The organism is Sulfuriflexus sp. (assembly GCF_032250955.1).
Taxonomy (GTDB): Bacteria; Pseudomonadota; Gammaproteobacteria; order AKS1; family AKS1; genus Sulfuriflexus.
The window spans coordinates 1-11,765 of the sequence record NZ_JAVVES010000075.1 but is presented as its reverse complement, the minus strand read 5'-3'; the positions used below and the strand labels follow the sequence as shown (position 1 = coordinate 11,765).

The 11,765-nt window shown below is 55.5% G+C and carries 11 protein-coding genes and 1 tRNA gene; 7 read left to right on the top strand and 5 right to left on the bottom strand.

Annotated features, from left to right (window positions below; translation table 11 throughout):
• Window positions 1-179: 179 nt before the first annotated feature.
• Window positions 180-1,292, top strand: coding sequence for a transaldolase (gene tal / locus RQ738_RS11810; protein WP_314165427.1), 1,113 nt, complete (start codon window positions 180-182; stop codon window positions 1,290-1,292).
• Window positions 1,293-1,363: 71 nt separating this feature from the next.
• On the opposite strand, the gene RQ738_RS11805 is transcribed toward tal, so the two are convergent.
• Together RQ738_RS11805 and RQ738_RS11800 are read right to left on the bottom strand one after the other, a co-directional pair.
• On the bottom strand, window positions 1,364-2,116 hold the full coding sequence (locus tag RQ738_RS11805; protein ID WP_314165426.1) for an MBL fold metallo-hydrolase: 753 nt from the start codon (window positions 2,114-2,116) through the stop codon (window positions 1,364-1,366).
• Window positions 2,117-2,442: 326 nt separating this feature from the next.
• Window positions 2,443-2,661 (bottom strand): ferredoxin, encoded by a 219-nt coding sequence (locus tag RQ738_RS11800; protein WP_314165425.1) that lies wholly within the window; start codon window positions 2,659-2,661, stop codon window positions 2,443-2,445.
• Between the two features lie 1,086 nt (window positions 2,662-3,747).
• Between RQ738_RS11800 and RQ738_RS11795 the strand changes: the two genes are divergently transcribed.
• Window positions 3,748-4,749 carry a ribose-phosphate pyrophosphokinase gene (locus RQ738_RS11795; RefSeq protein ID WP_314165423.1) on the top strand — a complete coding sequence of 334 codons (1,002 nt, stop codon included), beginning with the start codon at window positions 3,748-3,750 and terminating at the stop codon, window positions 4,747-4,749.
• 39 nt (window positions 4,750-4,788) lie between these two features.
• Here the strand turns inward: RQ738_RS11795 and RQ738_RS11790 are convergent, their stop codons facing one another.
• Together RQ738_RS11790 and RQ738_RS11785 are read right to left on the bottom strand one after the other, a co-directional pair.
• Complete coding sequence (locus tag RQ738_RS11790; protein ID WP_314165429.1) at window positions 4,789-5,823, bottom strand: hypothetical protein; 1,035 nt, start codon at window positions 5,821-5,823, stop codon at window positions 4,789-4,791.
• Window positions 5,824-6,303: 480 nt separating this feature from the next.
• Window positions 6,304-6,390: transfer RNA gene (locus tag RQ738_RS11785), tRNA-Leu, on the bottom strand.
• Window positions 6,391-6,498: 108 nt separating this feature from the next.
• Between RQ738_RS11785 and rnr the strand changes: the two genes are divergently transcribed.
• Window positions 6,499-8,847, top strand: coding sequence for a ribonuclease R (gene rnr / locus RQ738_RS11780; protein WP_314165422.1), 2,349 nt, complete (start codon window positions 6,499-6,501; stop codon window positions 8,845-8,847).
• Between the two features lie 11 nt (window positions 8,848-8,858).
• Window positions 8,859-9,602, top strand: a complete 744-nt coding sequence (gene rlmB / locus RQ738_RS11775) for a 23S rRNA (guanosine(2251)-2'-O)-methyltransferase RlmB (protein ID WP_314165421.1) — start codon at window positions 8,859-8,861, stop codon at window positions 9,600-9,602.
• A 1-nt stretch (window position 9,603) separates the two neighbouring features.
• Here rlmB and RQ738_RS11770 read toward each other — a convergent pair whose 3' ends face one another.
• Window positions 9,604-10,263: a Crp/Fnr family transcriptional regulator gene (locus RQ738_RS11770; RefSeq protein WP_314165420.1), complete on the bottom strand. Its 660-nt coding sequence runs from the start codon at window positions 10,261-10,263 to the stop codon at window positions 9,604-9,606.
• A gap of 270 nt (window positions 10,264-10,533) precedes the next feature.
• Here RQ738_RS11770 and rpsF point away from each other — a divergent pair, with 270 nt between their 5' ends.
• From rpsF to rplI, 3 genes are read left to right on the top strand one after another with little or no spacing between them, the layout of a single operon-like run.
• On the top strand, window positions 10,534-10,968 hold the full coding sequence (rpsF, locus tag RQ738_RS11765; protein WP_314165418.1) for a 30S ribosomal protein S6: 435 nt from the start codon (window positions 10,534-10,536) through the stop codon (window positions 10,966-10,968).
• Between the two features lie 30 nt (window positions 10,969-10,998).
• Window positions 10,999-11,223: a 30S ribosomal protein S18 gene (rpsR, locus tag RQ738_RS11760; protein WP_314165417.1), complete on the top strand. Its 225-nt coding sequence runs from the start codon at window positions 10,999-11,001 to the stop codon at window positions 11,221-11,223.
• A gap of 19 nt (window positions 11,224-11,242) precedes the next feature.
• The gene (rplI, locus tag RQ738_RS11755; RefSeq protein ID WP_314165416.1) at window positions 11,243-11,689 is read left to right on the top strand and encodes a 50S ribosomal protein L9; all 447 of its coding nucleotides are present in this window, start codon (window positions 11,243-11,245) and stop codon (window positions 11,687-11,689) included.
• The last annotated feature ends 76 nt before the right edge of the window (window positions 11,690-11,765 follow it).

Below are 11,765 nucleotides of genomic sequence, written 5' to 3'. Positions count from 1 at the left end.
ATCGCCTTATATCACGCGCTTGGAGCGCTACCTGCCCCGAAAACTACCCATGAATTTTTCTGACGAGGCATATTTTTCAATGCGTCGGTTGCGGGTGAACCATAGAGTGAATTTAAAGCAAGACCCATTGAGGCGGGCAGAATAACCTGCGCCCGAAAAACAGAAGTGGACAACTCCCGATGTCAAGGATGCTCGCACTCTATAGCGATTACGGCCAGTCCATATGGCTGGATTATATCGACAGGAACCTGCTGGTTCAGGGCGGTCTCAGGGAGCTGGTTGCGCAAGGGCTGCGTGGGGTTACCAGTAACCCGACCATATTCCATAAAGCGATTACAGGCAGCGGTGATTACGACGATGCCATTCTGGATCTGTTGCAGGCCGATCATGAGATAGACGATGAAACCATCGCTCAGTGGCTGACCATTCAGGACGTGCAAATGGCCGCAGATATCCTGAAACCGGTTTATATCAGTAGCGATGGTAAAGACGGTTTTGTCAGCCTCGAGGTCTCACCGCATATTGCCTATGACACCGATGCCACTATCGAGGCGGCACAGAAATTATGGCGGATAGTAGACAGGCCGAATCTCATGATCAAGGTACCGGCAACGGTCCCCGGTCTGCCAGCAATTGAACGTCTGATTGCAGAGGGCATTAATATCAATGTTACGTTGCTGTTCTCTGTTGACCGCTATAAGGCTGTTTCAGAGGCGTATATCCGGGGGCTGTCACTCAATACGAATCGGGCGGGCGTGGCATCTGTCGCCTCATTTTTTGTGAGCCGGGTAGATAGCAAGGTGGATGCCGCACTCGACGATATCGGCACGCCCGAAGCAAGGCAGTTAAAGGGGCGCATCGCCATTGCGAATACCAAAATGGCATATCAATACTTCAAGGCAAGTATAGAATCGCCCGAGTTCAAGGAACAAGGCCGGCGAGGCGGGAAACCGCAGCGCCCGTTATGGGCCAGCACTGGCACCAAGAATCCTGATTATTCAGATGTTATCTATGTCGAGGAACTAATCGGTGCCGATAGCGTGAATACGGTTACACCAGAAACCCTTGATGCGTATCAGGCCCATGGTGAAATGCTCGCCAGGCTGGAAATGGATGTCGATCTTGCGCAGCACAACCTTGAGGCATTAGCCAGTCTGGGTGTGGACCTGGCAAAAATAACACAAGAGCTGGAACAGGAAGGCGTAAAGAAATTCGCAGACTCCCATGACCAGTTGCTGGCGGCATTAAAAGACAAGCGTATCGAGGTCTCGCGACACTATGCCGGGGGTTGATGTTCGCTGACTTGTATATTGAACAGCATCACTACCATGTATATCAGTCTGGCGAAGGTTACTGCCCGTGTTCAGCCCTGCTCATGCAGGTCACAGGGGCCCCTGTATTCTTCCGGCACATTCGGCGGGCACGTGCCGCAGAGTTCATTGCCGGGCACGGCGAAATCGATCTTGCGCGGGTAGGGCAGGTCGAGGCCGTTCATAATACTGACGAACTCTTCCAGGGTTTTGCCGCCGCCGAGGCGCGGATTGCGGACCTTTTCCTGCGCGATGCTGGAAACAAACCTGCCCTCATAGTCATGCCCGGGATAGACCAGTGTTTCATCGGGGAGGCTGAACAGCTTTTCATGAATACTGCGATAGAGCGTGGCGGCATCGCCGGACTGGAAATCGGTCCGCCCACAGGCCTCGATCAAGAGGGCATCACCGCTGAAGAGCATTTTCTGCGTGCCGTTATCCAGCAGGTAGGCATGGTGATGGGAGGTATGCCCGGGCGTGAATAGCGGCGACAGTTCAACCGAGCCCATCTTGAATGGCTGGCCTTCGCTGATACCGATGTCGGCGCAATCCGGCTTTTCAACGGCGGGATAAACGACCTGGCAACCGGTGCGTTCCCGGAGCAGCCTGGCGCTGGTCAGGTGATCGGCATGATGGTGGGTATCAAGGGTATACATGAGCTTGAGATCCAGTTTCTGCAACACATCAAGGTCACGCTGCAGCGTATCGAGCACCGGATCAATCAGCAGGGCCTGTCCGGTTTCCGGGCAGGCCAGCAAATAAGTGTAGGTATTGGAATCGGGTTCGATTAATTGTCGAAATATCATTCTGTCTCCTTTCTGCATTCAGGCATCTGCCACGTTATTGTTCTTGGCTGCCGATGTCAGTGCGGGGGTTATTGACGCGGATACAGTCTAACGAGTTTGGCTGGATATTAGTACTCGGCAAGAGTGTGGTTTTATCCGCCTTGCCAGAGGTATTTTTGCGTACGGATCAGGCAGGTCGATGGGTATATTTTCAAGGGTACGAAAACAGGACTTTCACAGCCAGGACAGGGATAAGCGTCGCCTGAATCAAGCCACCGCCCTTTGCCAGTATGGAAGTCATAGCCAGGTTCCTTTCTCGTTAGTGCAGACGGTCCTGACCGGGAAAATCATTTTTCAGATGTGTCGGGATCACTCTGTTGTTTCCTGGCCTGCTTTTCCTGGAACAGTTGGTGATGGTAAGAGCCTTCGCGGAGCATCTTCGCCCCGCAATCGGGGCATCGCTCTTCCTGGCAGGGAACGCCGTTTTGATGGGCGATGCGTGTATCACACTTCGGACAGATACAGCTACCGCCAGCACCCATTTCCTGTTTGCGCCTCAATACCATGTGTTATCACCTCTATTCCGCTTTGTCGCACGTACTTTCCCGTACGTTTCCGACCCCGGCATCGTGTTGTTGCCGGTTGTCGCGGTGTTTACTGACCTTATCACTCTATGTGACTTCGAGATAGGGAACAATCAGTGGTTTGCACATGCAGCCGAGGCGAATTCAGCACCCGCTGTATCGGTAACACCATGGAGCGGCCAGGGACCGCCCTGTGGTTCGAATGAACAATGATCGTCAGGGTGCCAGTCACGGGTGGCATACACCGGTAATCCATGGCGTATAAATGTCTGGATATACTCGTTGAGTACCGGAACCACGGCATCCCCGTCAGGCACCGCAAGATTGAGAAACTTCAATGCCAGAGAAAATGAAATAAAGAATAGTCACTGCTGTTCCGTTAGTTCCCTCCTCCTTCGCGGATAAGGGGTCGCGGATAAGGGGTCGGAGTCGCGCGGGCGTGGTGATTCGCTGGCACAACGGGCCGTGATGTTGGCGATCAGGTCAAAAGCACGTGTAGGCAGCGACTCCGACCCCGATGGATTCTGGGAGGTCAGGGGTCGGAGTCGCGCGGGCGTGGTGATTCGCTGGAACAACGAGCCGCGATGTTAGCGACCAGGTCAAAAGCACATGTAGGCAGCGACTCCGACCCCGATGGATTCTGGGAGGTCAGGGGTCGGAGTCGCGCGAGCGTGATGGTTCGCTGGAACAGCGAGCCGCGATGTTGGCGACCAGATCACAAGCACGTGTAGGCGGCGACTCCGACCCCGCTGGATTCTGGAGGTAAGGGGTCGGAGTCGCGCGGGTGTGGTGATTCGCTGGAACAACAGGTCGCGATGTTGGCGACCAGGTCAAAAGCACGTGTAGGCAGCGACTCCGACCCCGCTGGATTTCAGCAAAGGCGCTGACTAGAGGTAAGGGGTCGGAGTCGCGCGGGCGTGGTGATTCGCTGGCACAACGAGCCGCGATGTTGGCGATCAGGTCAAAAGCACGTGTAGGCATCGACTCCGACCCCGATGGACGCGACCCCGATGGACGACCCCGCTGGATTTCAGCAAAGGTGCTGACTAAATCAACCGGAGAGTATTGATGCACGATACGGGCTTGCGGATTTTTACCCTGAACGCCAGTCGTGACTTTGCCCGGGATGTGACGAAGTCGCTGGGCATTAGCCTCGGCGAGCACGAAGAACGCGATTTTTTGGACGGGGAACATAAGGCCCGCATTCTGGAGAATGTCCGCGGCAAGGACGTGTTCGTCATTCAATCCTTGCACAGTGATGAACAGCAAAGCGTCAATGACAAGTTGATACGGCTGTTGTGGTTTCTTGGCTCGATCCGGGATGCCTCCGCCGGGCGTGTTACCGTGGTTATCCCCTACCTTTGCTACGCGCGTAAGGAGCGCAAAACCAAATCCCGCGACCCGGTGAGCAGCCGTTACCTGGCCGCCATTCTGGAGGCGGTGGGCATCGACCGGGTCATGACGCTGGATGTGCACAACCTGGCTGCCTATCAAAATGCATTTCGTATCCACAGTGAACACCTCGAGGCCAAAAAGCTGTTCGTGGATTATTTTTCGGCGCAACAGGCCATTAATGAGCTGGTCGTTGTTTCACCCGATGTCGGCGGCGTCAAGCGGGCTGAATTGTTCCGGCAGGCACTGCAGGCCAGGCTAGGCAGAGCGGTCGGCAGCGGGTTCATGGAAAAACAGCGCAGTGCCGGGGTGGTATCGGGCGAGACCCTGGTCGGTAATGTAAAAGGCAAGGCCGTGATTATTCTCGACGACCTTATCAGCAGCGGGGCTACCATCGCGCGCACGGTGAAGGCATGTCATCAGGCCGGTGCCGGGCATATCTCGGCGACAGCCTCGCATGGCCTGTTCGTTGCCAATGCGGATGAGGTTCTGGCCGACACTGCGCTGGATAAACTGGTAGTGACCAATACCATTCCGGCCTTTCGGCTACACTCGGAAAGCGTAAAAGCCAAACTCGTGATCCTGAACGTGGCACCACTCTTTGGCGAAGCGATCCGTCGCATTCACGAGGGCGGCTCGATCGTCGAGTTACTGGCAACAGGGGACGATACCGCATAGGCCCCATACTGGCGGTTATGCTCATGCATACGCTGCGCGTTAAAGGGCTGAGCTGTATTTTTCTGCCAGTTGCAGGTAGGCCATGGCGCGTTTGATCCATTTGGAATGTTGATCGGCATCGTGGTCCTTGATGTGCCAGATGGCAAGCTTGGCCCTCAGGGTTGCGCGATACGCCTTGTAAAAATTGATCAGGATATCCGCCGGCCGGTCGCCGGTGATCTCGCGGTAGGTCTTGAATATGTGTGGACCGATGAAATCCGCACCGGCAAACTCGCACTCCATGTCCAGGTAAGCGAGTTCGTGTGCCGCATCCAGAATGCGAAACTCCCGATTAAATTCCAGGCAGTCAATAAACACCGGCTCTTCGATAAGACAGACATGTTCCGGGCGCAAGTCGCCATGGGACTCGATAATGCGTTTTGCCACCACCCGCTGTTCGAACAACGCCGGTTGCTTGTTTAACAACGCAAGCTGTGCGTCGGTGATGATGTTTAACCGGTCAGACGGAAGCCTGTAATCATGATCCAGAAGTTCCGCATGGTTGGCTCGAATATCACGCTGGAAATGCCGGCGGTATTCCCCGGCGGTAATCGGCTCTGCCGGGGCGCGCTGATAAAAGCCTGCCAGTTTCGCGCTGAATTTCCTCACGTCCGGCTCGCTCACTGCTTGCCTTTCTATAAGACGGTCGAGCATGCGCGCGGCAGGGAGACGCCGCATCTTTACCAGCCACTCCACGGTAGTGCCGTTTCCCTCCACGACTAAGCGCTGATTACTATCTTCGGTTAGCGGTACCGCTCCAAAATAAATCCCCTCTGCGAGGCGGCGATTGAGTCGTACTTCTTCGAGGCAGTCGTGGTGTCGCGCAGCCAGGGTGCTGAAGTCGAGGAAGCTATGCTGAACAGGCTTTTTCATTTTGTAGACGAGATCATCGACCATAAACACCCAGGACATGTGGGTTTCCTGGATGTCTACTTTCGCGTCTGGTCGCGCATAGCTTTCGGGCCTGCTCAGGAAATCGACTTTGGCTTCCAGGCCGGGACCCGGGTTCGGTTCCGGGTTGATGGGGTTATTCATGGACAATGTTTTTATCACCCCTGACTACGTTGCTGGTACTCGTTGGATTCGCGACGAGCCACGGCCCGATGTGCAAACACAGTACTTAAAATAAGCCTGTCCACATTGCCGGGCATTTAAAATTGTCAATCCGTCAATTTATAGTGAGACCTCGGTGCCGGTTATCGGCAATTACCGCGGAAGGGCGAAGCCGAGCTGGATCTTTGAGGGCGAGAAACGGGTTTTCTCCCGCAACTGGGACCGTGTTATCCCCCGGGATTATCTCTGACCCGGGAATTCCATCAATCCATGCAAGGCTCGCGCAGGACAGGGGAGGATGTCTTGTGGTAAGCAGCGATCTCCCGAAGGGTTCAGGCGATTTTTTATTTTGAACTGCCCTGTGCCCAGGCGAAGGGCTGCACGGCGTCGGCAAGTGGCAAAGAAAAAATTATTAATATTAGGGTGTTACGGTGTCTGAAGATGTTTCATGAAGTCTTAAAATGGTGCCGAGGAGAGGACTTGAACCTCCACGGGGTTGCCCCCACTAGCACCTGAAGCTAGCGTGTCTACCAATTTCACCACCTCGGCATATCCGTTAGTCTGCACGCGGCAGTACCACTGGAAGCGGCGAACTTTACCGAGTGTCTTTATCGATGTCAATTCCCACAACGGCCCAAGAGTGTCACAATAGCGCTTATGAATACAAAAAAACCTGTAAACGACCCGTTCGCCGGGCGAGAGGCGGAGAAATACGCCCAACCCATCCCCAGCCGTGAATATATCCTCGAAATATTGGGGGAGACGGAGGTGCCGCTTGATTTTAAACTCCTTGCGGACAAGCTGGAGCTTTACGAGGACGATGACCGTATTGCCTTGCAGCGGCGTCTCAATGCCATGGAACGCGACGGTCAATTGCTGCGTAATCGTCGCGGCAGTTACTGTCTGCCCGAGCGCCTGGACCTGGTTCGAGGCCGCGTCTCCGCGCATGTCGATGGCTTTGGTTTCCTGATCCCCGAAGAGGGGGGCGATGATGTCTTCCTGCACGCCCGCCAGATGCGTGGCGTGTTGCACGGTGACCGCGTCATGGTGCGTGTGACCGGGCTGGATCGCCGTGGCCGTCGTGAGGGGGCCGTGGTTGAGGTCCTCGAGCGCCGGAATGAGAGCGTGGTCGGGCGCTACTATGAAGAGTCCGGTATCGGTTTTGTCGCGCCGGATAACCCGCGTCTGCAGGATCTGATTATCCCGCCCGAACACCGTGGCGTGGTCAAGGAAGGCCAGATCGTTGTCGCCATTATTATTGAACAGCCGACGCGCCGTTCGCAGCCGATTGGCCGCATCAGTGAAGTCCTCGGTGACCACATGGCCCCGGGCATGGAGATAGATATCGCGCTCCGCAGCTACAACCTGCCGCACGAGTGGCCGGATGCCGTCATGGATGAGGCCGCGCTGTATGGTGACAGCATCCCGACGACGGACATGGCCGGGCGTGAAGACCTGCGCAATGTGCCGTTGGTGACCATTGACGGTGAGGATGCACGCGATTTCGATGATGCGGTGTTCTGTGAACCACATGCTGACGGCTGGCGTCTGCTGGTGGCCATTGCCGATGTCTCGTCGTATGTGGCGGTGGACAGTGCGCTGGATAAAGAGGCCGTGGAACGGGGTAACTCGGTGTATTTCCCCGAGCAGGTCATCCCGATGTTGCCTGTCGTGTTATCGAATGGTTTGTGTTCCCTGAATCCGGATGTCGACCGTTTATGCATGGTCTGCGAGCTGTTCTTTGATGGCAAGGGCAAGATCACAAACTACAACTTCATGCGCGGGGTGATGCGATCGCATGCCCGCCTGACCTATAACCAGGTAGGTGCCATGCTGGTGGATGGCGACGTTGCACTGCGCAAGGTCTATACAGAAGTCGTGCCGCACCTGGAGTCATTGCATGCCTTATACAAGGTCTTGCGCAAGTCACGTGAAAAGCGCGGGGCCATTGATTTTGAAACCACGGAGACGCGGATTGTCTTTGGTGAAGGTCGCAAGATAGAACGCATTACCCCGGTTGTGCGGAACGATGCCCACAAGCTCATCGAAGAATGCATGATCTCGGCGAACATTGCGGCGGCGTCCTTCCTGTCCCGGCACAACATGCCGACGCTCTACCGTGTCCATGAAGGCCCGGAGGAGGATCGACTGAATGACCTGCATGAATTTCTGCGCGAACTGGGCCTGACCATGGAAGGTGGCAGTGAACCGGAACCGAAGCACTATGCGAAAGTGCTGAGTCAGGTCGGTGATCGTCCTGATGCCCACATGATCCAGATGATCATGCTGCGCTCCCTGCGCCAGGCCGTATACACGCCGGAAGAAGCCGGGCACTTTGGCCTCGCGCTGCAACACTATGCCCACTTTACCTCGCCGATCCGCCGTTACCCGGATTTGCTCGTGCATCGCGGCATCCGCCATATTCTTGCCGGCGGCACGGCCGACAATTTTGTTTACACCGAGACAAGCATGCAGCGCTTCGGTGAGCAGTGCTCCATGAGCGAACGCCGTGCCGATGAGGCAACCCGCGATGTGGTCTCGTGGCTCAAGTGCGAATACATGATGGACAAGGTGGGCGAAGACTTTAACGGCACGATAACGGCCGTGACCGGCTTCGGCGTCTTTATTGAACTTGATGATATCTATGTCGAAGGCCTGGTGCATGTCACCGCGCTGGCGAATGACTTTTATCACTTCGACCCGGTTTCACATTGCCTGATCGGAGAAAACCAGGGCGTCTGTTTCCGCATCGGCGATCGCCTGCGTATCAAGGTTGCCCGGGTTGATCTCGATACACGCAAGATGGACTTCGAGATGCTCGAAGTGATAAGCAGTTCTGAGGATTATGCCAGGCATAAACTGACTTCAGTGCGCAGGGGTAAAAAGTCTGGCGGCAAGAAATCGAGAGGCAAAAAGACCTCGCACAGAAGATCCGAAGGTGGGGGGGCAGACAAAAAGTCTGCGAAGAAAAGATCCCGGAGCAAAAAACCCCGTTCCTCGCGTTAAGTCAGAACGGCATGGCGGACACAGACATCATTTACGGGATTCACGCGGTCGAGGCGATCCTTGCGCGTGACCCGTCGGCAATACTCGAGGTCTGGATTGACAAGGCGCGCCACGATCAGCGTCTCGGCAAGCTCATTGAGCAAATCCGGCAACAGGGTCTCGCCATTCAGGAGCTGAAGAAAGATCAGCTCAATGACCTGACCGGAGCGGATCGTCACCAGGGTGTTGCCGTACGTTGCCGGGTGGCGGCGGCGAAAAATGAGAACCACCTGCAGCAGTTGCTGGATGGTCTGTCAGTACCGCCACTGTTACTGGTGCTGGACGGCGTCCAGGACCCGCACAACCTCGGCGCCTGTTTGCGCACAGCCGATGCGGTGGGAGTGCATGCCGTGATCGCGCCAAAGGATCGGGCGGCCACCCTCAACGCGACCGTGCGCAAGGTTGCCAGCGGCGCGGCAGAGAGCGTGCCTTTCATTACGGTCACCAACCTCGCGCGTAGCCTGCGCGCATTGCAGGAACGCGGTATCTGGCTGGTCGGGGCGGCCGGAGAGACCCAAACCTCTGTGTATGAGGCTGACCTGAAAGGGCCGCTGGCCATTGTCATGGGGGCGGAAGGCAAGGGCCTGCGGCGCCTGACCCGTGAAACCTGTGACGTACTGGTGAAGATACCGATGCGGGGCAGTGTCGAGAGCCTGAATGTCTCGGTGGCGACGGCCGTGTGTTTATATGAGGCCGTTCGCCAGCGTGGTATCTAGATCAGTAATGCGAGGGTAGTTTGTCGTTGAGGGTGATCATACCGCTCTCGATGGTGATGTAGCCGCCCGTGGTCAGGTCCTTGAAGATACGACTGACCATCTCGCGCGAGGCCCCGACCATATTGGCAATATCTTTCTGGGTGAGACGGTCTCGAATGATACGGACCTCGCCCGCTTCCTCCGAAAATTGCAACAGGGTACGGGCGACCCGGCCATAAACGTCCATGAGGGCGAGGCTTTCGATATTCTTGTTGGCCATACGCAGGCGCCTGGTCAGCCCCTTTAGCAGGTTACGCACCAGCTCCGGATTACCGTCCAGGACCTGGGTAAAGTCACTGCGGTGAATAATCGACAACTGGCAGTCCTCCATGGTCACGACGCGCGCCGAACGGGGTTCCTCGTCAATGAGCGACAATTCCCCGAAGTAGTCATTCGGTTCGAGAACAGAGATGGTGATTTCCTTGCCATCCTCATCGCTGAGGACAATTTTCACCTTGCCGGTGAGGATCAGGTAAAGCGAGTCGGTTTCATCACCTTCGTTAATAATAATGGTGTTTTTCGCATACCGGCGCCGGGTGGCGATGGAGGCGACACTCTCGAGTTCGTCCTCGTGGAGCCCGGAAAATAACGGAATATTCTGTAGTTGTAGTTCGTTTGTCATGCTCAGGGTTCCAGGCTTTGTCATTGTTTTTACGAGAGAATATCCCGATTTCCAGTATCATAACGGGACTTCCCGGGCGGTACAAGCCGGCCCGGGGTGGCCGTGCCGAGGGCCCCCGGTTGTTTGCTAAGCAACTGAGAACGCATAAGATTTGCCTATTTGTGCAAGCATGGGTAGAATGCGCGGCCTCACAGTACAAGGCTGTGAGACACAATTTGTTTAACTCCTTGCCTCACCGTAAACCGGGAGGCTAATTCCGCGAGGAGCACTATGCGACACTATGAAATCGTGTTTCTGGTCCATCCTGACCAGAGTGAGCAGGTCCCGGCGATGATCGAACGTTACCGTTCCGGCATCGAAGAAAAAGGTGGTCAAATTCACCGCCTTGAAGACTGGGGTCGTCGTCAGCTCGCTTACCCAATCAACAAGATCCACAAGGCTCATTACGTCCTCATGAACATCGAGTGCGGCAAAGATGCCCTGGAAGAACTTGAATCCGCTTTCCGCTTTAATGATGCCGTGATCCGTAACATGGTCATCAAATGTGACGAGGCCTTCACCGAGACATCACCGTTGGCCAGGCCCAAAGATGAGCGTGAAAAGCCGGCAGATAAGCCAGCCGAAAAGCCGGCTGAAGAAGCTGCCCCGGCCGCTGAGGAAACCCCTGCTGAAGAAAGCAAAGATACCGAGGCTGCTGCCGAGTAAGGCGCGCCGACGATTCGAGGAGAAGAGAATATGTCACGTTATTTCCGTCGCAGAAAGTTCTGCCGTTTTACGGCTGAAGGTGTCGATCAGATTGATTACAAGGATATCGCCACCCTGAAAAACTACGTTACCGAGAACGGCAAGATTGTCCCTAGCCGTATTACCGGAACCAAGGCGCGTTACCAGCGCCAACTCGCCACGGCTATCAAGCGCGCCCGTTACCTGGCGCTGTTGCCGTACACAGATTCACACTAAGGTTAAGAGGTACTGAAGAATGGAAATTATCCTGCTTGAAAAAGTACAGAACCTCGGCGATCTGGGTGACAAGGTTAACGTTAAGCCTGGTTTTGGTCGTAACTTTTTGATCCCGACCGGCAAGGCTGTGCCGGCAACAGCAAGTAATGTTGCCGACTTTGAAGCCCGCCGTGCCGAGCTGGAAAAGGTTGCAGCCGAAAAGCTGGCGATTGCCCAGGCCCGCGCCGACAAGCTGGCCGCGCTGACTGTTACCATCAACCGCAAGGCGTCAGAGGAAGGCAAGCTGTTTGGTTCGGTGAGTAACATCGATGTGGCCGATGCCGTGACCGCTGCTGGCGTTGAAGTCAGCAAGTCTGAAGTGCGTATGCCGATTGGTGCGATTCGTGATATCGGTGAGTACGACATCGATATTCACTTGCACACCGACATCGACAGCACCGTCAAGGTAGTGGTTGCCGGCGAGTAAGCCAGGCCATTACAGATGACTAAAAAGCCCGGCCTGCGAAAGCAGGCCGGGCTTTTTAGTGTCAGTTGCTCTTACC

Bases quoted from the DNA above. Each gene is read 5' to 3' on its own strand.
- rpsR (WP_314165417.1), top strand. From the start codon at position 10,999: ATGTCACGTTATTTCCGTCGCAGAAAGTTCTGCCGTTTTACGGCTGAA.
- RQ738_RS11770 (WP_314165420.1), bottom strand. From the start codon at position 10,263: ATGACAAACGAACTACAACTACAGAATATTCCGTTATTTTCCGGGCTC.
- rplI (WP_314165416.1), top strand. From the start codon at position 11,243: ATGGAAATTATCCTGCTTGAAAAAGTACAGAACCTCGGCGATCTGGGT.
- RQ738_RS11800 (WP_314165425.1), bottom strand. From the start codon at position 2,661: ATGGTATTGAGGCGCAAACAGGAAATGGGTGCTGGCGGTAGCTGTATC.
- RQ738_RS11795 (WP_314165423.1), top strand. From the start codon at position 3,748: ATGCACGATACGGGCTTGCGGATTTTTACCCTGAACGCCAGTCGTGAC.
- RQ738_RS11790 (WP_314165429.1), bottom strand. From the start codon at position 5,823: ATGAATAACCCCATCAACCCGGAACCGAACCCGGGTCCCGGCCTGGAA.
- RQ738_RS11805 (WP_314165426.1), bottom strand. From the start codon at position 2,116: ATGATATTTCGACAATTAATCGAACCCGATTCCAATACCTACACTTAT.
- rnr (WP_314165422.1), top strand. From the start codon at position 6,499: ATGAATACAAAAAAACCTGTAAACGACCCGTTCGCCGGGCGAGAGGCG.
- tal (WP_314165427.1), top strand. From the start codon at position 180: ATGTCAAGGATGCTCGCACTCTATAGCGATTACGGCCAGTCCATATGG.
- rlmB (WP_314165421.1), top strand. From the start codon at position 8,859: ATGGCGGACACAGACATCATTTACGGGATTCACGCGGTCGAGGCGATC.
- rpsF (WP_314165418.1), top strand. From the start codon at position 10,534: ATGCGACACTATGAAATCGTGTTTCTGGTCCATCCTGACCAGAGTGAG.